General features: G+C 65.7%; 18 protein-coding genes and 1 other RNA gene. 11 read left to right on the forward strand and 8 right to left on the reverse strand.

Annotated features, from left to right (window positions below):
- Positions 1-101: 101 nt before the first annotated feature.
- On the reverse strand, positions 102-506 hold the full coding sequence (locus tag EDC62_RS03005; protein WP_245968724.1) for a hypothetical protein: 405 nt from the start codon (positions 504-506) through the stop codon (positions 102-104).
- Positions 507-716: 210 nt separating this feature from the next.
- Between EDC62_RS03005 and EDC62_RS03010 the strand changes: the two genes are divergently transcribed.
- Complete coding sequence (locus EDC62_RS03010) at positions 717-2864, forward strand: glutamine--tRNA ligase (RefSeq protein WP_124220307.1); 2148 nt, start codon at positions 717-719, stop codon at positions 2862-2864.
- 432 nt (positions 2865-3296) lie between these two features.
- On the opposite strand, the gene EDC62_RS03015 is transcribed toward EDC62_RS03010, so the two are convergent.
- From EDC62_RS03015 to ompA, 7 genes are all read right to left on the reverse strand, one after another.
- On the reverse strand, positions 3297-4361 hold the full coding sequence (locus EDC62_RS03015) for a S1C family serine protease (protein ID WP_211330926.1): 1065 nt from the start codon (positions 4359-4361) through the stop codon (positions 3297-3299).
- An 83-nt stretch (positions 4362-4444) separates the two neighbouring features.
- Positions 4445-4963 (reverse strand): phosphate-starvation-inducible PsiE family protein, encoded by a 519-nt coding sequence (locus EDC62_RS03020; RefSeq protein ID WP_124220311.1) that lies wholly within the window; start codon positions 4961-4963, stop codon positions 4445-4447.
- Between the two features lie 207 nt (positions 4964-5170).
- A complete protein-coding gene (locus EDC62_RS03025) occupies positions 5171-6232 on the reverse strand; it encodes a GGDEF domain-containing protein (protein WP_124220313.1) in 1062 nt (353 codons plus the stop codon).
- A 627-nt stretch (positions 6233-6859) separates the two neighbouring features.
- Positions 6860-7235: a transfer-messenger RNA gene (gene ssrA / locus EDC62_RS03030) on the reverse strand.
- Between the two features lie 11 nt (positions 7236-7246).
- A complete protein-coding gene (gph, locus tag EDC62_RS03035; protein WP_124220315.1) occupies positions 7247-7927 on the reverse strand; it encodes a phosphoglycolate phosphatase in 681 nt (226 codons plus the stop codon).
- On the reverse strand, positions 7924-8658 hold the full coding sequence (gene ubiG, locus EDC62_RS03040; protein ID WP_124220317.1) for a bifunctional 2-polyprenyl-6-hydroxyphenol methylase/3-demethylubiquinol 3-O-methyltransferase UbiG: 735 nt from the start codon (positions 8656-8658) through the stop codon (positions 7924-7926). Before ubiG ends, gph begins: the two co-directional genes overlap by 4 nt.
- Before the next feature lie 112 nt (positions 8659-8770).
- The gene (gene ompA / locus EDC62_RS03045) at positions 8771-9430 is read right to left on the reverse strand and encodes an outer membrane protein OmpA (protein WP_124221122.1); all 660 of its coding nucleotides are present in this window, start codon (positions 9428-9430) and stop codon (positions 8771-8773) included.
- Between the two features lie 343 nt (positions 9431-9773).
- Here ompA and gyrA point away from each other — a divergent pair, with 343 nt between their 5' ends.
- The 10 genes from gyrA to EDC62_RS03095 all read left to right on the forward strand — a co-directional run bounded on the left by gyrA (position 9774) and on the right by EDC62_RS03095 (position 22431).
- On the forward strand, positions 9774-12401 hold the full coding sequence (gene gyrA, locus EDC62_RS03050; RefSeq protein ID WP_124220319.1) for a DNA gyrase subunit A: 2628 nt from the start codon (positions 9774-9776) through the stop codon (positions 12399-12401).
- Between the two features lie 90 nt (positions 12402-12491).
- Positions 12492-13610 (forward strand): 3-phosphoserine/phosphohydroxythreonine transaminase, encoded by a 1119-nt coding sequence (gene serC / locus EDC62_RS03055; RefSeq protein ID WP_124220321.1) that lies wholly within the window; start codon positions 12492-12494, stop codon positions 13608-13610.
- A 23-nt stretch (positions 13611-13633) separates the two neighbouring features.
- Positions 13634-14737 carry a prephenate dehydratase gene (gene pheA, locus EDC62_RS03060; protein ID WP_124220323.1) on the forward strand — a complete coding sequence of 368 codons (1104 nt, stop codon included), beginning with the start codon at positions 13634-13636 and terminating at the stop codon, positions 14735-14737.
- 20 nt (positions 14738-14757) lie between these two features.
- Complete coding sequence (locus EDC62_RS03065; protein WP_124221124.1) at positions 14758-15636, forward strand: prephenate dehydrogenase; 879 nt, start codon at positions 14758-14760, stop codon at positions 15634-15636.
- 47 nt (positions 15637-15683) lie between these two features.
- Positions 15684-17702 (forward strand): bifunctional 3-phosphoshikimate 1-carboxyvinyltransferase/cytidylate kinase, encoded by a 2019-nt coding sequence (locus EDC62_RS03070; protein WP_124220324.1) that lies wholly within the window; start codon positions 15684-15686, stop codon positions 17700-17702.
- A gap of 122 nt (positions 17703-17824) precedes the next feature.
- Positions 17825-19573 (forward strand): 30S ribosomal protein S1, encoded by a 1749-nt coding sequence (rpsA, locus tag EDC62_RS03075; RefSeq protein ID WP_281273817.1) that lies wholly within the window; start codon positions 17825-17827, stop codon positions 19571-19573.
- Positions 19574-20075: 502 nt separating this feature from the next.
- Positions 20076-20399 carry an integration host factor subunit beta gene (locus EDC62_RS03080; protein WP_124220328.1) on the forward strand — a complete coding sequence of 108 codons (324 nt, stop codon included), beginning with the start codon at positions 20076-20078 and terminating at the stop codon, positions 20397-20399.
- A gap of 12 nt (positions 20400-20411) precedes the next feature.
- Positions 20412-20717 (forward strand): lipopolysaccharide assembly protein LapA domain-containing protein, encoded by a 306-nt coding sequence (locus EDC62_RS03085; protein WP_124220330.1) that lies wholly within the window; start codon positions 20412-20414, stop codon positions 20715-20717.
- Entirely contained in the window at positions 20707-21864 is a 1158-nt protein-coding gene (lapB, locus tag EDC62_RS03090; protein ID WP_124220332.1) for a lipopolysaccharide assembly protein LapB, read from the forward strand. Before EDC62_RS03085 ends, lapB begins: the two co-directional genes overlap by 11 nt.
- 102 nt (positions 21865-21966) lie before the next feature.
- Positions 21967-22431, forward strand: coding sequence for a ComEA family DNA-binding protein (locus tag EDC62_RS03095; protein WP_124220334.1), 465 nt, complete (start codon positions 21967-21969; stop codon positions 22429-22431).
- Positions 22432-22461: the final 30 nt, after the last annotated feature.

Below are 22461 nucleotides of genomic sequence, written 5' to 3' on the forward strand. Positions count from 1 at the left end.
GTGGATTATCGCTGCGCCCAGGCCCGCCACTGTGGCGTATGCGGCCTGCACGCCTTCACTGCGGCCGACTCAGCGTCGCCCGACCGCCTGAGGCGTAGAAGTCAGTAGCGATACCCCGGGCCTTCGTACCACTCCGGCCGGTCGTGATGGTGGTGATGCTTGTGCTTGCGCTCCCGCACCACGTAGCCCGGCGGCACCCAGCCGATGGGCTCGACGACCACCGGAGCGGGCCGATAAACGACCGGCGGCGGCGCGTAGACGGCGACGGGGCGCTGCACCACCACCGGCGCGGGTTGTACGTAAACCGGTGCCGGCTGCACATAGACCGGGGCGGCATTCGCCACACCGATGGACACCCCAGGCGAGGCGATGCCGATCGACCAGAACACGTTGTCGCGCGCATGGGCGCCGCCCGAGGCCGCAAGCCCCGCCGCGCCGATGAACCCGAGGGCCATCAGACGCACCCGAGCGCTGTGGGACATGAGCTTCAAAACGCTGGTTTGCATGGAAATTCTCCTGTGAATCGATGCACATCGGCACCTCGGGCGACGCCCTCGATGCCCTGCCCTGATTCAACGCGAGAACCCGCGATACAGACCACTGCCGAGCCGTGACAGCGGTTGCTGCATGTAACAACTGGGCCGCGAATCGCCCGGCTGACGGGCGTGCCCGAAGGCGCGCCCATCCGTAAAGCCGCGTCCTACAATGAAACGATCATGAACGCCAAAACCGTCCAAACCTCATCGATGGCCGCGAACCCCACTGACGCACCGCGGCCGAGCAACTTCCTGCGCCAGATCATCGAGCACGACCTCGCCCGCGGCACCGACACCGCGCGCCGCTGGGTCGGCCACCCCGGAGAGGGCAGCGTGCAGGCCGCCGGCGGCCCCGACCCCGCACGCATCCGCACCCGCTTCCCGCCCGAGCCCAACGGCTACCTGCACGTGGGCCATGCCAAGAGCATCTGCCTGAACTTCGGCCTCGCGCGCGACTATGGCGGCGTCTGCCACATGCGCTTCGACGACACCAACCCCGAGAAGGAAGACGAGGAATACGTCCGCTCCATCCTGGACGCGGTGCAGTGGCTGGGTTTTAGCTGGGAAGGCACGCTGGGCGGCAAACCCGTGAGCCACCTCTACCACGCCAGCGACTATTTCGACTTCATGTACCGCGCGGCCGAGTACCTGGTCGAAACCGGCCATGCGTACGTGGACGAGCAAACGCCCGAGCAAATGCGCGCCGCACGCGGCGACTTCAACACCCCCGGCACCGAAAGCCCGTACCGCCACCGCAGCCCGGCCGAGAACCTCGCGCGCCTGCGCGAAATGCGTGCGGGCCTGCACCCGGACGGCGCCATGGTTCTGCGCGCCAAGATCGACATGGCGCACCCCAACATCAACCTACGCGACCCCGCCATCTACCGCATCCGCCACGCCACCCACCACCGCACCGGTGACGCCTGGTGCGTCTACCCGATGTACAGCTTCGCGCACCCGATCGAGGATGCGCTCGAAAACATCACCCACAGCATCTGCACGCTCGAATTCGAAGACCAGCGGCCGTTTTATGAATGGACACTCGAGCGCATCGTGCCCATCCTGCGCGCGCCCCAGTTCGAGGCCGCGCGGGCGTGGATCGAGAAAATCGAAGCCCAAGGCCTCGAAGCGGGCAAGGAGTTTGCGCTGCACTGCCACAACCACGCCGACCGCCTGTGGGCCAGCGAAGCCGAAGGCCGCATGCGCGCGCTGTTCGCCCGCTGGGAACACGACCGCGAAGCCGTCCTGCGCGACCTGCCGGAATTCTTCGCGCTGCTCAAGACCCAACCCGAGCAGTTCACCCCGCTGCTGGCGCACGCGCTCGACATCGAGCGACCCAACCCCTTCCTGCTGCCGCGCCAGCATGAGTTCGCGCGGCTCAACCTCACCTACGTCGTCACCAGCAAGCGCAAGCTCGCGCAACTCGTCAACGAGGCGCGCGTGAGCGGCTGGGACGACCCGCGCATGCCCACCATCGTCGGCCTGCGCCGCCGCGGCTACACGCCCGAAGCCATCCAGCTCTTTGCCGAGCGGATCGGGGTGAGCAAGTCCGACAGCTGGATCGACTACGCCACCCTCGAAGCCTGCCTGCGCGAGGACCTGGAACACAAGGCGCACCGCGGCATGGCGGTACTCGACCCGGTCAAGCTCGTGCTCACCAACTGGGCCGAGGTGTTCGGCTCCGACGACTACCTCGAAGACTGCACCCAGCCCGCCCTGCCCCACGCGGCCATCGCCGAAGGCCAGACGCCCCCGCCCGAGCGCGTGTTCAAGATCGGCAGAGAAGTCTGGATCGAACGCGAAGACTTCGAAGCAGTGCCGCCCAAGGGCTACAAGCGGCTCTATCCGCCCCGGCCAGGGGCGGATGGCCAAATGCAGCCCGGCAATGTCGTGCGCCTCAAAGGCGGCTACGTCATCGAATGCACCGGCTGCGTCAAGGATGCGACGGGCCAAGTCACCGAAGTGCACGCCAAAGTCATCCCCGGCACCAAGAGCGGCACCCCCGGCGCCGACAGCGTCAAGGCCAAGGCCGCCATTACCTGGGTGGGCGTGGCCGACGGGGTGCGCGCCGAAGTGCGCCTCTACGACCGCCTGTTCACCGACCCGCACCCCGACGCGGGCGGCAAAAACTTCCTCGACGCGCTGAACCCCGACAGCCTGAAGGTCGTGACCGCCTACGTGGAACCGTCACTGGCCGCCGCCAAGCCGGACGAGAAGTTTCAGTTTGAACGCCACGGCTACTTCGTGGCCGACCGCGCGGATCATGGCGTGGATGGGAAGCTGGTCTTCAACCGGGTGACGGGGTTGAAGGATTCGTGGGCGAAATAAGGCGGCGCTGAATAAGTCCCTGCGATGGCGCGCGCCCGGCCGCGGGATGGGATGCGAGGCGCAAACCGCAGCCATAGCCGCAGCTATGGCGAGGATTTGCTTTCGACGAGACCGCCCGTCGCCGGGATGCGCGGCGCGCGAGGAACTTGTTCAGCGTCGCCATAAAGCCGACACTGCGTCAACGCGCTCGTCTTTGCCCACGGCAGGCCCTTTCCCGGCGTCGGCCCGCGCTCCCACCGGGGACTCCCCCCTTTGCCGCCGCGCAGCGTCATTGCCTTGCCGCGATCGAGCAGCGGGCTGTGCATGCTGAGGGTTGCGCAGCGCCAACAAAACGGTCTCTTTTTGAGAGCAAAAAACGCCCGAATGACGCTGGCATCCGCCCGTTTTATTTCAAAACTGGGCTGCCGATGCTCCCCTGAGCCAGCGGCCGCCTCAGGTGCCGGGCTGCAGGGCCACCTGGACCTCGCGCGTGGCTTCGCCGCGGCGCAGCGTCAGGCGCACCACGTCTCCGACCTGGTGCTCGTCGAGCAGTGACAAAAGCTTCGGCAGCCCGTCGACGGGCGTTCCGTCCAAGGCCGTGATGACGTCGCCGGGGACGAGCCCCTCCGGTCCGCGGGCCGCGCCCACGATGCCGGCTTTTTCAGCGGCGGATCCAGGCTGCACGCGCAGCACATAAACGCCTTTGACGCCGGTCAGCGCCGCCAGCCGCTGATTGAGCAGCTCGTCGGCCTCGATGCCCAGCGCCGGGCGGATGTATTTGCCGGTTTTGATCAGTTGGGGCACGACCCGGCGCACCGTATCCACCGGCACCGCGAAACCGATACCCGCCGACGCGCCGCTCGGGCTGTAGATGGCGGTGTTGATGCCGATGAGCCGCCCCGCCGAGTCGAGCAGCGGCCCGCCGGAGTTGCCGGGGTTGATGGCGGCGTCGGTCTGGATGAGATGCTCGATCGGTGGCCCGCCGCGCTCGTTGGGCAGCGAACGGTCGAGGGCGGAGACGATGCCCGTCGTCAAGCTCCAGTCCAGCCCGAACGGATTGCCGATCGCAAACACCTTCTGCCCCACCTTCAAATCGTGGCTGGTGCCGATCGGCACGGGCGGCGGTCGCTTGAAGCCCACACCAATGCGCAGCACGGCAATGTCGTGCGCGGGCGACGCGCCGACCAATGCGGCCTTGTAGTCGCGCCCGTCGGCCAGCTTCACCGTGGCTTCGGACGCCCCTTCGATGACATGAAAGTTCGTGACGACATGGCCTGCGTCGTCCCAGATGAAGCCCGAGCCCGTGCCGCGTGGCACCGCAAAGATGTTGCGTGTCCAAACATCTTGAACCAGCTGCGCCGTCGAGATGTAGACGACGGAATCCCGCGATTTTTCAAACAGTTCGATCGTCGCTTTTTCATCTTCGGCCAGGTCGCCGCGCGCCGTGACCGTGCGCTCGCCGCTGCCGGACGGGGCAAGCCACGCCTCGACCACCGGCAGAAAGTGCCACAGCACCATCAGCAGTGCGGCCCAAAACGCCAACACCGCCACACGCCGCGAGAAAGTGTCCCGACTCGGCACGGGTTCGAAATCGCTGGCTTTCATGCTTCCTCTCCATGATCTTTCTTCGTTGCAAGACCAAACGCACGCTCGGCGTCGAGCGCCTTCTGGTCACGCTCGCGCATCATCCAATACACCGCGCCCAGGGCCAACACCGCCCCCGACAGCGCCGCAACCTTGGACGGCGACGTGTCCGGGTCCAGGATCACGAACTTGCGCGAGAGCGCAATCAGCGCGATCAACACCACCGTCTTGACTTGGATGATGCTGTCCTCGCGCATCGCCACGCGGATGATGGAGTGTTTGAACTCCATCGCGATCAGCAGCGTCATGACCATGCCGAACACCTGTTCGAACACGGCATGGTCGAGCGGATTGAACGCGTCGAGCACGAGCAGCGTGAACACCACGCGGATCAACTGAACGAGGGAGGTCACGACGATGACCGCGATCACCGCCGACAAAATGATCGCGACGATCTGCTCGAAGCGCTCATAAAAACCGAGCATGGACCATTGCTCGCGCCACACTTCGAACGTTGCGGGTTTCTTTCTGGGCATATGGGCTGGAGGAATCGAAAGTGAAAGCCGGAGAACCACCCCCGGCCAAGCATCGGGGCCAGTATATCGACGCCGCGCCCGCGCAAAGGCCCTCGCCACGTCCGACCCCCGCGGGCACCATCCACTCGCCCAGGTGCCACGGCCGATGCGCAACGACTCGCCTACTTCGCCGCAGCCAGGGACAGGACCGCCCGATGGATCCTCTCTCTATGCCCGCCGCTCGACCAGGGGGATGCTGCGCTCGATCGCATCGTCCACCGCCCATTCGACACGATTGCGCCCCGCGCTTTTGGCTCGGTAGAGTGCCTGATCGGCACGCGCCAGACAGTCGCGCCAGTGCTCTCCCGCGTGATGCGCTGCCACACCCATGGACACGGTCACCGCTTCGCCCTCGCCGGCGCGCACATGCTCGCGGATCTGCTCGCGCAAGCGCTCGAGCACCGCCTCGGCCTGTGCGCGACCCATGTCGGGCAGCCAGAGCACAAACTCTTCGCCCCCCAGGCGATAAAACCGATCGCCTCGACGCAAGCGCGACTGCACCGTGGCCGCAAAGTCCCGCAGCACCAAGTCACCCGCCTCATGCCCAAAGCGGTCATTGATCGACTTGAAATGATCCAAATCGAGTACGGCCAACAACCCGATCGATCCGCCGCCCGAGCTTGCCCGGTCCAGCTCGATCTCCATCAAGCGGCGGTTCGCCACCCCCGTCAAGGCATCGATCAGACTCAAGGATTGCCAGCGAGCGATGCGGTGCTGTGCCTGCTGTGAGGTCATGTACCCCAGAAGCGCCGTGAGCAATGCCGTAAACAAGAAAAACGGCAAGCCTTCACCGCCACCCAGGTCGGCATGCGACAGGTAAGCCGATCCACCGATGGCCAGAGCCGCCAGCACAAAAGCGGCCCGTGGGGGCACGAGGAAAAACAGCATCAGCACACCGGGATAAACCCAAAACAGCGCCGCAAATCGCGCCGCCCAGCCGATGGCCCAAATTCCACCGACCGTCGCGCAAGCCACCACCCAGCCCGACAGGCGCGTATCGCCTGTCCGCCAAGCCCGATGCCCGGCCCAAACGAACAGCGCCGACAAGGCCACATCGTTCGACATCGCCCACCAATTCCCCTGCAGCGCACGGTAAATCGCAAACGGCATGAGCCATACGGCCGCAATCAGCGTCCCGAGCAGCAGCACGGCCACGGTGTAGTCCTCCCGCGCAACGGTGAGCAACTCACGCCACGACAGAGCTGGACGAACGGGGGACAGATGCGGCATGCGAGGGGTGGTCTATCAAACCAAAGGGCTAGGGCATCAAGCGAACAGCGGCACAGCGCCGGCGCCTCGGCCGATGCACCGAGCGACTCTTGGAGAGGCAGGGCGTCGACTCGGAATTATCGGCGAACCCACCTCGGCCGGAACAAGTGTTTTCCCGGGAACGAAGCCACCACGGCCATCAGCGTCCGAGCGGCCGAGCGTCCGAGCGGCCGAGCGGCCTGCAACAGACCCAAACCCATGCCATACCCTTGAATCTGCTGCGACACGGCCAAGCTTGCAAGATGGGGACCGGAAACCGACATCGAACCATCCCTTTGCGCATGCGGTCTGCCGCCGCCAGCCCCTGACCCGACGCACAGTCGCCCCGGTTCGTCCCTCGCAGCACCGGGAGCCTCGCCCTTTGGCCACGCTGAATCGGTTCCCGTGATGGCGCACGCCCGGCCGCGGGATGGAATGCGAGGCGCAAACCGCAGCCATAGCCGCAGCTATGGCGAGGATGGTCAACGAAGCAGACCGCCCGCAGCCGGGATGCGCGGCGCGCGAGGGACTTGTTCAGCGTTGCCCTAGCGCCAGGCGCGGATTTCAAGCAAGAAAAAAGGCCCGGAGATTCTTCCGGGCCCTTGTGTTTGGTGGAGCTGGCGGGATTTGAACCCGCGTCCGCGAACCTTCCTCGTGCAGATCTACATGTTTAGCGCTCTGATTTGGATCTCGCTGTTCCGGTCGCGCAGGCGCACGCTACCGGAACCGCCAGCACCCTTGAATCTCGCTTGCCTCCAAGGTGCCCGGAGTCAAGCCAGCCGATGTGCATTCCCTCGCAGCCTGGACAGCTTGCGCTGCCCTTGCCCAGCCCGTCGGCAGACTGTTGCGAGGCTCACCGGTGTTTAAGCGGCGAGTGCGAAACGTTCGTCGTTTGCAGTTACTTTGTTTCAGTCGGTTTTACGAGCAAACTGAGCTCGACATGCACCGCGACGATTCCAACCCGCGTCGAAACCAATGCAGCCCCAGCGCCCGATATTACGCCAATTGCAAAATTTTCAAGAACTGGGTCGGAGAATCGATGACGGCGTCGGCCGCCCAGCCCGCTGGATCCCCACCGTCGCCCAGGTACCCATAGCAAGCGGCAACGGTCCTCATGCCCGCTGCACGCCCCGCCAGGATGTCGCGCTCGTCGTCGCCAACGTAAACGCAGGCGCCGGGCTCGAGTCGGAGGCGCCGGGCGGCCTCGAGCAATGGCTCCGGGTGGGGCTTGGTGTAGGGCGTGGTATCGCCCGAGACGAGCACCGACGCACCCGTAAGCTCGGGGATCCGCTCCAGCAGTGGCTGGCTGAAGCGAGCGATCTTGTTCGTCACGATGCCCCAAGGGATGTCCCGCCGCCGGAGTTCCTGGAGCAAGGCAGCCACACCGTCGAAGGCTCGGGTCGCCCGCGTCATCCGGTCTTCGTACAGACGGAAGAACGCCTCGCGCAACGCGGGAAACTCCGGGTCCTCGGATTGAACCCCCAGCGCGACTCCGATCAAGCCCCGCGCACCGGCGCCTGCCACGGCACGGTAGCGATCGAACGGCAAGCTGGGCAGGCCGCGCGCGGTGCGCAGCGCATCAGCGGCGGCAGCGAGATCCGGCGCACTGTCGATCAGTGTGCCGTCCAGATCGAATAAAACGGCGCGAAAGCCGCTGGCAGAAAGGACGGGCGTCATGCGCGGGTTTCCGCCTGCGTGGGGCGACGCGCCGCGAGCAAATAGTTCACGCTCGGGTCCGAGCTCAATTTCGCGCGCCGGGTCCACGGGTTGTATTGCAGGCCGTCGATGGACACCAGTTCCAGCCCGGACTGCCGCACCCACTCCGCAAGCTCGGCCGGCCGCAGCAAGCGCGCATACTCGTGCGTGCCGCGCGGCACCAGATCCAGCACATACTCCGCCGCGACGATAGCCAGCGCGAAAGCCTTCGCGCTGCGGTTGATCGTCGAAAAAAACACCCAACCGCCCGGACGCGTCAAAGCCGCACAGGCACGCACGACGGACGCAGGGTCCGGAACGTGCTCGAGCATTTCAAGGCAGCTGACCGCGTCATACAGCCCCGGCTGCTCGGCCGCAAGCGCTTCGACGGCCACCTGTCGGTAGGCCACATTGGCCAGGCCGGCTTCCAAGGCATGGAGCCGGGCGACGCGCAGCGAACGCTCGGCCATGTCGATGCCCAGTACCTGCGCGCCCTTCCGTGCCATAGCCTCCGCAAGCAGGCCCCCGCCACAGCCGACATCGAGCACGCGCTGCTGGGACAACGGGCCCGTGTAGCGTTCGATCCAGGCCAGACGTGTCGGGTTGATCTCGTGCAGCGTCCGGAACGGCCCCAACGGGTCCCACCACTGGTGGGCGAGATCCCCAAACTTTGCCAGCTCCGCGGGGTCGATGTTGGTTTCGGTTGTGGTCATAAGCAAATTGTCCATGAGCCAGCGGCAGGACCGCTGATCAGACGCAAAAAAGCCCCGCGGCTTAAGGCCTGCGGGGCTGGGTGCAGCGCTGCCCGAGGGCAGACGCTGTTCATCACTTGCCGGAGCGGGTGCCCACGACTTCGATCTCGACGCGACGGTTCTTCGCGCGACCTTCCTTGGTCTTGTTGCTGGCGATGGGCTGTTTTTCACCCTTGCCTTCGGTGTAGATACGGTTCTTCTCGATGCCCTTGGACACGAGGTAGGCCTTGACGGCTTCCGCACGGCGCACCGACAGCTTCTGGTTGTACGCGTCGGAACCGATGGAGTCGGTGTGACCAACGGCGATCACGACTTCCAGGTTGATACCTTTGATCTTGTCGACGAGGTCGTTGAGCTTGGCTTTGCCTTCCGGCTTCAGGACGGCTTTGTCGAAATCAAAGAATACGTCCGCAGCGTACGTGACCTTCGAAGCCACGACCGGAGCCGGAGCGGGCGCCGGGGCCGGGGCCGGGGCCGGAGCCGGAGCAGGCGCCGGAGCCGCCGCCGGTGCCGGTGCCGGAGCGGGCGCCGGAGCGGGCTTGATCGCGCCGTCGCAGTCGGCAGCCGCTGTTGCGGGCGTCCAGAAGTTGTTGCGCCAGCAGAGTTCGTTGCTTCCGTTCTTCCAAACCAGCTCAGAGCTGCCGTTGCGCCAGTTGTCGATCGACTGTGCGCCAGCCGCAGAAGCCACAGCGATGGAGGCAAAAAGCATTGCCACTTTGTTCAAATTTTTCATGGTTCTCCTCAGAGAAAAGTTGGGCAGCGTCGCTGCAATTCGAGGCGGACGGCAAGCACCAGATCCACGCCCACCGTTGCTCTGATTCTGCCACAGCCCATTCATCGCATGCCAGCCATTGCAGAGCAAGGCGGCTTTGCGGCGCCGTGGAAATGCACAAATCCGTTGCCACAAAGCAACGCCGGGCGGACTCTGACGACCGACCTCTGTATGCCGAGTCGCCTTCTTTGCGGGCGGCTGTCCGCATTGCGATCCCGAGCGACACCGAGTGCAAGCGCGGTGCCAGCAGCCGGGCGCTCACCGGCCGTCCCCTAAAATGGAACGAACTCTCTCTTGCCCGCCCATGACCTCCTTCGCCAAAGAAACCCTGCCCGTCAGCCTCGAAGAGGAGATGCGCCGCAGCTACCTCGATTACGCGATGAGCGTGATCGTGGGTCGCGCCCTGCCCGATGCGCGCGATGGCCTCAAACCCGTGCACCGGCGTGTGCTCTACGCGATGCACGAGCTCAACAACGACTGGAACCGGCCGTATAAAAAATCAGCGCGTATCGTCGGTGACGTCATCGGTAAGTACCACCCGCACGGCGATTCCGCGGTGTACGACACCATCGTGCGCATGGCGCAGGACTTTTCTCTGCGCCACATGCTGGTGGACGGCCAGGGCAACTTCGGTTCGGTCGACGGCGACAACGCCGCGGCAATGCGCTACACGGAGATTCGGCTTTCGAAGATCGCGCACGAGATGCTCGCCGACATCGACAAGGAAACCGTCGATTTCGGCCCCAACTACGACGGCAGCGAGCGCGAGCCGCTGGTGCTGCCGAGCAAGCTGCCCAATCTGCTGGTCAACGGCTCGGCGGGCATTGCGGTGGGGATGGCGACCAACATTCCGCCGCACAACCTCAACGAAGTGGTGGACGCCTGCCTGCACCTGCTGCGCCACCCCGAGGCGACCATCGACGAGTTGATGGAGATCATTCCAGCGCCGGACTTTCCCACCGCGGGCATCATCTACGGCATCAACGGCGTCAAGGACGGCTACCGCACCGGCCGCGGCCGGGTGGTGATGCGCGCGAAGTGCCATTTCGAAGACATCGATAAGGGCCAGCGCCAGGCCATCATCGTCGATGAGCTGCCCTACCAGGTCAACAAGAAGACGCTGCAAGAGCGCATGGCCGAGTTGGTGCACGAGAAGAAGATCGAAGGCATCAGCCACATCCAGGACGAGTCCGACAAGTCCGGCATGCGGCTGGTGATCGAGCTCAAGCGCGGCGAAGTGCCCGAGGTGGTGCTCAACAACCTCTACAAGCACACCCAACTGCAGGACACCTTCGGCATCAATATGGTGGCGTTGGTGGACGGCCAGCCGCGGCTGTGCAACCTCAAGGACCTGATCGTCGTGTTCCTCGAGCACCGGCGCGAGGTCGTCACCCGGCGCACAGTGTTCGAGCTGCGCAAGGCGCGCGAGCGCGGCCATGTGCTCGAGGGCCTGGCGGTGGCACTGGCCAACATCGACGAGTTCATCCGCATCATCCGCGAGTCGCCCACCCCGCCGGTGGCCAAAGCCGAGCTGATGCAGCGCGCCTGGGACAGCGCCCTGGTGCGGGAGATGCTCACCCGCGCCAAGGCCGACGGCGGCACGGTCAACGCCGACGACTACCGCCCCGACGGCCTGGATCGCGCCTACGGCATGCAGGCCGACGGCCTGTACCGCCTCTCGGAAACGCAGGCGCAGGAAATCCTGCAGATGCGGCTGCAGCGCCTCACCGGGCTGGAGCAGGACAAGATCGTCGCCGAATACAAAGAGGTGATGGCGCAGATCGACGACCTGCTCGACATCCTGGCGCGGCCCGAGCGCGTCTCCGCGATCATTGGCGACGAACTCACCGCGCTCAAGCAGGAATTCGGCCAGACCAAGCTCGGCGCGCGCCGCAGCGAGATCGAGCACAGCGCGCAAGACCTCTCCACCGAGGACCTGATCACCCCGACCGACATGGTGGTCACGCTCAGCCACACCGGCTACATCAAGAGCCAGCCGCTATCGGAATACCGCGCCCAGAAGCGCGGTGGGCGCGGCAAGCTGGCCACGGCGACGAAGGAAGACGACTGGATCGAGCAGCTCTTCATCGCCAACACGCACGACTACATCCTGTGCTTCTCCAACCGCGGGCGGCTGTACTGGCTCAAGGTGTGGGAGGTGCCCTCGGGCTCACGCGGCTCGCGCGGCCGGCCCATCGTCAACATGTTCCCGCTGGCCGAAGGCGAAAAAATCACCGTGGTGCTGCCGCTCACCGGCGAGTTCCGCAGCTTTCCGGCAGACCACTATGTGTTCATGGCCACGCGCATGGGCACGGTGAAGAAGACGCCGCTCGACGAGTTCTCGAACCCGCGCAAGGCCGGCATCATTGCGATCGACCTCGATGAGGGGGATTACCTCATCGGTGCCGCGCTCACCGATGGACATCACGATGTGATGTTGTTCTCCGACGGCGGCAAGGCCGTGCGCTTCGACGAAAACGACGTGCGCCCGATGGGCCGCAACGCCCGCGGTGTGCGCGGCATGATGCTCGAAGAAGGCCAAAGCGTCATCGCGATGCTGGTGGCCGAAGACGAGACGCAAAGCGTGTTGACTGCGACCGAAAACGGCTACGGCAAGCGCACGCCCATCAGCGAGTACACCCGCCACGGCCGTGGCACCAAGGGCATGATCGCCATCCAGCAATCCGAGCGCAACGGCAAAGTGGTGGCGGCCACGCTGGTGCGTTCTGACGACGAAATCATGCTCGTGACCGACCGCGGCGTGGTCGTGCGCACGCGGGTGTCCGAAATCCGCGAGATGGGTCGGGCCACGCAGGGGGTCACCCTGATCGCGCTCGATCCGGGCGCGAAGCTGATCGGCCTGCAGCGCATCGTGGAAAACGATGCCGCGCCCCTCGCATCGGCCGACGAGCCGGCACCGGAAAATGGGTAAAGGCGGCACTCCGCGCCTGAGACTCCTTTTTTTATAGCAAAGAACGTATATTTCACGCCGGCAAAGCCCGGAATTGAAGCTAAATTGCTCATGAGTCGCCCTTACAACTTCTCCGCCGGCCCCGCCACCATGCCCGAGGAGGTGTTGGCGCAGGCCGCGGCCGAAATGCTCGACTGGCACGGCAGCGGTATGAGCGTGATGGAGATGAGCCATCGCGGCAAGGCGTTCATGAGCATTTGCGCGCAGGCCGAAGCTGACCTGCGCGAGCTGCTCGCGGTGCCAGAGCACTTTCGCATCCTGTTCATGCAGGGCGGTGGCTTGGCGGAAAACGCCATCGTGCCGATGAACCTCTCGCGCGGCGGCACGGTCGATTTCGTCGTCACCGGCGCCTGGAGCCAGAAGTCGCACCAGGAAGCGCAGAAATACTGCCACGCCCAGCTCGCGGCCAGCAGCGCCGACAGCGGCTTCACCACCCTGCCCGACCCCGCCAGCTGGCGCCTGAGCCGCGGCGCGAGCTACCTACACCTGTGCAGCAACGAAACCATCCACGGTGTCGAATTCCACGAGCTGCCTGACCTGCGCGCCCTTGGCAGCGACGCGCCGCTGGTGATCGACTTTTCCTCGCATGTGCTCTCGCGGCCGATCGACTGGCAGCGGGTGGGATTGGCCTTTGGCGGCGCGCAGAAGAACATCGGCCCGGCCGGGCTCACGCTCGTCATCGTGCGCGAAGACCTGCTGGGACATGCTTTGGCGATCTGCCCGAGCGCCTTCGACTATCGCACCGTAGCCGACAATGGCTCGATGTTCAACACGCCGCCGACCTACGCCATCTACGTCGCGGGCCTGACCTTCCAGTGGATCCAGCGCCAGCGCGAGGGTGATGCGCGTGGCGTCGCCGCCATGGAGCAGCGCGCCATCGCCCGCTCGCAGTTGCTCTACGACGCGATCGACCGCTCCGAGGTGTTCTACAACCCCGTCGATCGCGCGCATCGCTCGCGCATGAACGTGCCCTTCTTCTTGCGCGAGCCCGGTCCCGATGGCGCCGCCTACGCGCGTTTCCTGGCCGGGGCCGAGGCCCGGGGGCTGTTGCAGCTCAAGGGCCACAAATCGGTCGGCGGGCTGCGCGCCAGCCTTTACAACGCCATGCCGCTGGCCGGTGTGCAGGCCTTGGTGGACTGGATGCGCGAATTCGAGCGCACTCAAGCCTGAACGTCGCCACAAGACCCCTCTCCATGGCTCAAACCCCCATCCAGTCCGAAGCGCTCGCGGCCCTGCGGCAGCAGATCGACGCGATCGACCAGCAGCTGCTCGACCTGCTCAACCAGCGCGCCCGGGTCGCCGAACAAGTCGGTGAAATCAAGCGTGCCGAAGGCTCGCCGTTCTTCCGGCCCGACCGGGTCGCCCAGGTGATCGCCAAGGTCCAGGCGGCCAACCCCGGGCCGCTGCTCAATCAGCATGTGGCTGCGATCTGGCGCGAAATCATGTCGGCCTGCCTGGCGCTCGAGACGCCGCAGCGCGTCGCCGTGCTGGGCCCCGAGGGCACCTTCACCGAACAGGCCGCCATCGAGTATTTCGGCAGCGCGGCCAACCTGATTTACTGCTCGAGCTTCGACGAGGTGTTCCACGCCACCGCTGCGGGCACCGCACAGTTCGGCGTCGTGGGCATGGAGAACTCGACCGAAGGCGTGGTGGCGCGCTCGCTCGACCTGTTCCTGCGCTCGCCCGTACACATCGTTGGGGAAATCAGTCTCTTGGTGCGGCACAACCTGCTGCGCCAAGTCAATTCGCTCGACGGCATCGAGGTCGTGCTGGCGCATCCACAGGCCTTGGCTCAGTGCCAGAACTGGCTCAGCCAGCATCTGCCGCATGCCGAGCGCCGCGCCGTCTCGAGCAACGCCGAGGGCGCACGACTGGCAGCCGAAAACCCGGCCTACGCCGCCCTGGCCAGCGAACGCGCCGCAGGCCAGTTCGCGCTGCACATCGTCGCGCACGCGATTCAGGACGAGGCCTACAACCGCACCCGCTTTGCCATCATCTGCCTGCCGCAAACCATGGCCATGCCGCCCGCGAGCGGCAAGGACTGCACAAGCCTGATCGTCTCGGTCCCGAACCGCCCCGGCGCGGTGCACGACCTGCTCGTGCCCCTCAAGAAGCACGGCGTCTCGATGACGCGCTTCGAGTCGCGTCCGGCCAAGTCCGGGCAGTGGGAGTATTACTTCTACATCGACCTCGCCGGCCATCCGAGCGAGCCGCATGTCGCCCGAGCCTTGGAGGAACTCCAAAGCCTCTGCGCCTTCTACAAAATGCTGGGTGCTTACCCTGTCAGCGAAACCTGAACGCCATGAGCCAGACCACCATGTTCGAACAGTTGGGCCTCATCGGCTGCGGCCTCATGGGCGGGTCTTTTGCGCTGGCGCTCAAGCGCGCCGGGCTGGTGCGGCGTGTGGTCGGCTACAGCAAGTCGCCCTCGACGACCGAGCGCGCGCGCCAGTTGGGCGTCATCGACGTCGAAGCCCCCTCCGCGCTGCTGGCCGTCTCGGGCGCAGATTTGGTGCTGATTGCCGTCCCCGTGGCGGCCACCGAGGCCACCCTGAAGGCCATCCGGCACATCCTCACGCCCGAGATGCTGATCATGGACGTGGGCTCGACCAAGGCCGGTGTCGTGCAGGCCGCGCGCGAGGTGCTGCGCGAGCAAGTCGGCAGCTTCGTGCCTGCGCATCCGATTGCCGGCCTCGAGCGCGGCGGCATCGAAAACGCCGACCCGGACCTCTACCGCGATCGTCAGGTCATCCTCACGCCGATCGAACGCACCCGTACCCATCAGCTTCAGCGCGCCCATGCCGTCTGGAAGGCCATAGGCTCGCACGTCAGTGAGATGTCACCCGACGCCCACGATGCCGCTTTTGCCGCTGTGAGCCACCTGCCGCATGTGCTGGCCTTTGCCTTGATGAACGGCATCTTGGGCCAGGCCCAGGCCGCGCAATTGCTGTCGCTCGGCGGGCCGGGGTTTCGGGATTTCACCCGCATTGCCGCCAGCGACCCCAAAGTCTGGCGCGACATTCTGCTGACCAACCGGAGCGAGTTGCTGCGCCAAGCGCAGGCCTTCCGCGGCGCCCTCGAAGCATTCGAGCAAGCCATCGCCGCCGGTGACGGAGAAACCCTCGAAAAGCTCATCGGCACGGCCAGCCAAGCCCGCGCCCACTGGCGCATTAGCTCGGGCAAGCCGCATTTCTGACGGAGCGGGCCGCGAACCGTCGCCGGCCCCACCCGGATTCCACGCGCATGTACACCACCGAATTTCTCGATCTTCCGCCCCTGCGCTCGGCCGGGGGCACGGTCCAACTGCCCGGCTCGAAGAGCATCTCGAACCGCGTCTTGCTGCTGGCTGCACTCAGCGCGGGTACCACCCGCATCCGCGACCTGCTCGACTCGGACGACACCCGGGTCATGCTCGACGCGCTGCGCACGCTCGGCTGCGGCGTCGAAGCCGAAGACGCACACACCGTCCGGGTGACTGGCCTCGGCGGGCAGGCGCCCCGCAGCCCGGCCAAGCTCTTCCTCGGCAACGCCGGAACGGCGATGCGCCCGCTCACCGCCGCGCTGGCTGTCCTGGGGGGCGACTTCGAACTCAGCGGTGTGCCGCGCATGCACGAGCGCCCGATCGCCGACCTCGTCGACGCGTTGCGCCAGATCGGCTGCAGCGTCGAATATCTCGGCCAGGAGGGCTACCCCCCCTTGCGGATCGGCCGGCCACGCGCGCGCCAGGTGCAGCAACCCATCCGCGTGCGCGGGGACGTCTCGAGCCAGTTCCTGACCGCGCTGCTCCTCGCAGCCCCCCTGCTGAGCACCGAGGGCGACGTGGTGTTCGAGGTCACCGGCACGCTGATTTCACGCCCCTACATCGAAATCACTCTGAACCTGCTCGAGCGTTTCGGCGTGCAGGTACGGCGCGAAGGCTGGTCGCGCTTCACCGTGCCCGCGGCGAGCGCCTACCGCACGCCGGGCGAAATTCACGTCGAAGCCGACGCGTCGTCGGCCTCGTACTTCATCGCCTTGGGCGCGATCGCTGCGACGGCCGAGCGGCCGGTCCATATCCAGGGCGTCGGTGCGGCCTCGATTCAGGGAGACATCCGCTTCGTCGACGCGGCACGCCTCATGGGCGCGCAGGTCGAGAGCGGGCCCAATGATCTGCGGGTGTCGCGCGGTGCGTGGCCGCTGCGCTCGATCGACCTCGACTGCATCGCCATTCCCGACGCCGCGATGACTTTGGCCGTGCTGGCGCTCTTTGCCGACGGCCACTCGACGTTGCGCAACATCGGCAGCTGGCGCGTGAAAGAGACCGACCGCATCGCGGCCATGGCTCAGGAACTGCGCCGGCTGGGCGCGCGCGTCGAAGAAGGCGCGGACCTGCTGCGCGTGCATCCCCTGGCTGAGGAGGCGTGGCGCGCGGCCTGCATCCGGACCTACGACGACCACCGCATGGCCATGTGCTTTTCGCTCGCCGCGTTCAACCCGGCCGCCCAGCCCGTGCGGATCCTCGATCCCAAGTGCGTCGCCAAGACCTTTCCGGATTATTTCGAAACGCTGTTCCAAGTCGTCGAGGCCCAACCCGGCGCCATCCCGGTGCTGTGTATCGACGGGCCGACCGCCTCGGGCAAGGGCACGCTCGCAGCCGCCCTGGCCGAGCGCCTGGGCTACCACTGGCTCGACTCGGGCGCGCTGTACCGACTCACCGCTCTGGCCGCACAGCGTGCGGGTCTGGCCGTCGAAGAAGCCCAGACGGAAGCGATCGCTGCGCTCGCACGCGCACTGGACGTCGAATTTCAAGGCGAGCGTGTCTTGCTTCGGGGTGAGGATGTGAGCGCAGACCTGCGCACCGAGGCCATCGGCCGGGACGCGTCCAAAGTCGCCGCATGGCCGGCGGTGCGCGCCGCGCTGCTGCAGCTGCAACGCGACTTTCGCCGCCTTCCCGGTCTGGTCGCCGACGGACGCGACATGGGCACGGTCGTTTTCCCCGACGCAACGCTGAAGGTTTTTTTGACGGCCAGCGCCGAACAAAGGGCCGAGCGCCGTTATAAACAATTGATTTCCAAGGGCGTTTCGACTACACTAGATGCCGTTTTGGCCGACCTTCAGGCGCGGGACGCGCGGGACATGTCTCGCAGCGCCGCGCCCTTGAAGCCCGCCGACGACGCATTGCTGCTGGACAACTCCACCCTCACGGTCGAGGCTTCGGTCGAACGGGTGTTGGCCTGGTGGCAAGAACGGTTGCCGTTTGGCGATTGCCTCGCGGCTTCCTGAGCCGGCCTCCTGGGCTGGCTCTTTTTCCGGTCCACGTCATTCTCCTCGCGCGATGCGCACCGGTGGCGTGGTTTCTTCAACCCAACCGCGGGACCCTCCGCAAACAACAGTCACGAACAGCCTTGCAAACGGGGCCTTTTGCTTCCGTAAAACCTGCTCGTGCATCAGGAAACTCCATGTCTGAATCTTTTGCCGCCCTTTTCGAAGAATCCCTCAAGCGCACTGAAATGCGCCCGGGCGAAGTCATCACCGCCGAAGTCGTGCGCATCGAGCACAACTTCGTCGTCGTCAACGCCGGGCTGAAGTCCGAGGCGTATGTGCCCATCGAGGAATTCAAGAACGACAAGGGCGAACTCGAAGTCCAGGTCGGCGACTTCGTCTCGGTGGCCATCGTGGCCCCCGAAAACGGCTACGGCGACACCGTCCTCAGCCGTGACACCGCCAAGCGCCTCGCTTCGTGGATGGCGCTCGAAAAAGCGCTCGAGACCGGCGAATTCGTCACCGGCACGACCACGAGCAAGGTCAAGGGCGGCTTGACCGTGATGGTCAACGGCATCCGCGCCTTCCTGCCCGGCTCCCTCGTCGACACGCGTCCGGTCAAGGACCTCACGCCGTATGAGAACAAAACGATGGAGTTCAAGGTCATCAAGCTCGACCGCAAGCGCAACAACGTCGTGCTGTCGCGTCGCGCGGTGATCGAGGCTTCGATGGGCGAAGAGCGCGCCAAGCTGATGGAGACCCTCAAGGAAGGTGCCATCGTTCAGGGCGTGGTCAAGAACATCACCGAATACGGTGCCTTCGTGGATCTCGGCGGCATCGACGGCCTGCTGCACATCACTGACATGGCCTGGCGCCGCGTGCGCCACCCGAGCGAGGTGGTTCAGCCGGGTCAGGAAATCACGGCCAAGATCCTCAAGTTCGACACCGAGAAGAACCGGGTCTCGCTGGGCCTCAAGCAGCTCGGCGACGACCCCTGGCATGGCGTTGCCCGCCGCTATCCGGCCGGCACCCGCCTCTTCGGCAAGGTCACGAACATCGCCGACTACGGCGCGTTCGTCGAGCTCGAGCCCGGCATCGAAGGCCTGGTGCACGTCTCGGAAATGGACTGGACCAACAAGAACGTCGCGCCCAACAAACTGGTGTCGCTCGGCGACGAGGTCGAAGTCATGGTGCTCGACATCGACGAGGACAAGCGCCGCATCAGCCTGGGCATGAAGCAGTGCAAGGCCAACCCGTGGCAGGAATTCGCGCAAAACACCAAGCGCGGCGACCGTGTCAAGGGTCCGATCAAGTCGATCACCGACTTCGGCATCTTCATCGGCCTGGCCGCTGGCATCGACGGCCTGGTGCATCTGTCCGACCTGTCGTGGAACGAGCCGGGCGAAGTGGCCGTGCGCAACTACAAGAAGGGCCAGGAAGTCGAAGCGATCGTCCTCGGCGTAGATGTCGAGCGTGAGCGCATTTCGCTGGGCATCAAACAGCTCGACTCCGATCCGTTCACGACCTTCGTGTCGGTCAACGACAAGGGCTCGGTCGTGACGGGCAAGGTGAAGTCGGTGGACGCTCGCGGCGCCGAGATCGATCTGGGCCAGGACGTCGTGGGCTACCTGCGCGCCAGCGAAATCTCGGCCGACCGTGTCGAGGACGCGCGCAACGTGCTCAAGGAAGGCGACGAAGTCACCGCCGTCATCACCAACATCGACCGCAAGACGCGCAACATCCAGCTCTCGATCAAGGCGAAGGACTTGGCCGAGCAGCAAGAAGCCATGCAGTCGCTCAGTCAGCAGTCGTCGCGCGAGAGCGCCGGCACGACCAACCTGGGCGCTTTGCTGCGCGCGAAGATGGAAAACGCCGGCAGCGACAAGAGCTGATGGGCCGCCCGCTAAGGCAACGCTGAATCAGTTCCCGCGATGGCGCGCGAGCGGCCGCGGGATGGGATGCGAGGCGCAAACCGCAGCCATAGCCGCAGCTATGGCGAGGATTTGCTTTCGAAGCAGACCGCCCCCAGCCGGGATGCGCGACGCGCGAGGGACTGGTTCAGCGTTGCCCTAAACGCGGGCTCCACCGCGGGATGGACCTGCTGCCGGGTGCAGCACCCTCCATCCCGCGCACTCACCGGACTTCCGCCCGGGCAACGCACACAGATGTTGTCCTAGGGCGACGCTGAATCAGTTCCCGCGATGGCGCGCGCCCGGCTTCGGGATGAGATGCGAGGCGCAAACCGCAGCCATAGCCGAAGCTATGGCGAGGATTTGCAACGACGCAGACCGCCCGCAGCCGGGATGCGCGACGCGCGAGGGACTGGTTCAGCGTTGCCCTAAACTCGGCGGAAGTCTCTTTTTTTATGGACCGATCCTTCCAGGTGCGCTGCTCATGACCCGTTCCGATCTCGTCGAAAACCTCGCAGCCCGCTTCGAACATTTGACCCAAAGCGACGCCGAAGCGGCCGTGCGCACCCTGCTCGATGCCATGACGGATGCGCTGGTGCGGGGACACCGCATCGAAGTCCGCGGTTTCGGCAGCTTTAGCGTCCATCGCCGCGCGCCGCGCATCGGCCGCAACCCGCGCTCGGGCGCCGAGGTGCAGATTCCGGAGCGCCGCGTGGCGCATTTCCGACCCGGTAAAGCGCTGCGCGAAGGGGTGGATCCGACGCTGGCCAAGTCCTCTCCGGCGCGTGCAGGCTCGACCACCGACTGACGGCCTTTCTCGATGAAAACCGCGCTTCGAGTCCTGCGCTGGCTGGTCAACGCGGCGCTGTTCTTCACGCTGTTTGCCTTCGCGCTCAACAATGCGCAGGAAGTCAACGTCCACTTCTTCTTTGGTCATCAATGGCAGGCGCCGATGGTGCTCGTGGTGTTCAGCGCCTTCACGGTCGGCGTGATCGTCGGTGCCGTCGGTATGGTTCCGCGTTGGTGGCGCCAGCGACGGGCGGCTGCGCGGCACCGTGCGGCGTCGGCCCCGGCCTCTGCACCGACCCCCACCCCGCCCGACGTCGAGCGCGTTCATGACCATTGACCCCATCTTGCTGCTGATCGCGGCGCCGCTGGTCTTCGCACTGGGCTGGCTCGCGTCGCGACTGGACCTCAAGCAGCTGCGGCTCGAGGGGCAGCGGGCACCGAAAGCCTATTTCAAGGGACTCAACCACCTGCTCAACGAGCAGCAGGACCAGGCCATCGATGCCTTCATCGAGGCGGTCCGTGACGACCCGGACACGTCCGAGCTGCATTTCGCCTTGGGCAACCTGTTCCGGCGGCGCGGCGAATACCAACGTGCGGTTCGGGTTCACGAACATCTGCTGGCACGCGGCGACCTGTCCGAGGCCGACCGCCAGCGTGCGCGCCATGCGCTGGCACTGGACTTCCTGAAGGCCGGGCTGCTCGATCGTGCCGAAGAAGCCTTTGCCGCACTCGACGGCAGCCCTTTGCAAGCGCAAGCGCGGCTCGGGCGGCTTGCGATTTACGAGCGCACGCGCGAATGGGCCCGCGCGGCGGCGATGGCCGAGTCCCTCGAAGGCACGGGGCTCGGGAGCTTTCAAACGCGCCGGGCCCACCACACGTGTGAATTGGCCGCCGAGGCGCTGGCCGAAGGCCGCACTGCAGATGCCCACCGCCTGCTGAGCGAAGCCCAACGGATCGCGCCCCAGGCGGCGCGCCCCCGCCTCGACCAAATCCAATTGCTGCTGCGCGAAGGGCGGCCCACGGAAGCCTGGGAAGCGCTGCTCGATCTGTTTCGGCGTGTCCCCTCCGCAGCCCCACTGGCGGCTCAGGCAGCCGTTGCCGCAGCCCGGGGCTGCGGCCAGGTCCCGGAAGCCGCCGAGCGCTTGCGCGCGCTGTATCAGGCGCATCCGTCCATCGATTTGCTCGAGGCCCTCGTGGCGCTGAACCAGGACGTGCTGGGCGACGAAGCACGCGCGCGGCAAGCCTACGTCGAACACCTGGAACGCACGCCCTCGCTGATCGCGGCAAGCCGCTGGATCGCCGGGGAAAAGCTCGAGCACGAGCAATGCCACCCGCTGGTGCAGCGCGCGCTCGACCAGGCGGTTCGACCTCTGGAGCGTTACCGCTGCGCCGCATGCGGCTTCGAAGCCCGCGAGCACCACTGGCATTGCCCGGGCTGCCAGGCCTGGGACAGCTATCCGCCGCGACGGGTTGAGGAACTTTGACACAACGCACGTGGGCGCAGGCGGTCAACGCGCGGTCACGCTGTTCCGTTAAGCTGCGTGAGCCCCGGCGAGTCGCCGGGGTTCCAACCCGAAGGAGCAAGCATGTTGAAGAAAATCCTGGCCATCCTGGCCATGTTGTATGCGATGTCGGCTTTCGCGGCCGTGGACGTGAACAAAGCCAGTGCCGCCGACCTCGATAGCGTCAAAGGCATCGGGCCGGCGATGTCGGCCAAGATCATCGAGGAGCGCAAGAAGGGCTCGTTCAAGGACTGGAACGACCTCGTCTCTCGTGTCAAAGGCATCGGCGAGACAAGTGCCGCCAAGCTCTCCGAAGCCGGCCTGACGGTCAACGGCGCGGCCTACCCGGGCGCGCCGGCCAAGGCAGAGGCCAAGCCGGCGAAGACCGATACCAAGGCCGCCGCTGCCGACGACAAGAAAGCCAAAGTCGACAAGAAAGCCAAGGAAGAGGCCAAGGCCCCAGCGGCCGAAGAGAAGAAAGCCAAGGCCGAAGCCAAGCAAGCTAAGGCGTCTGCCGCCGCCCCTGCGGCAAACGCCACCAAGAAATAATGCAACCGCCCCAGAGCCTGTGCGCCCCGC

This window comes from Tibeticola sediminis, assembly GCF_003843835.1.
GTDB lineage: Bacteria > Pseudomonadota > Gammaproteobacteria > Burkholderiales > Burkholderiaceae_C > Tibeticola > Tibeticola sediminis.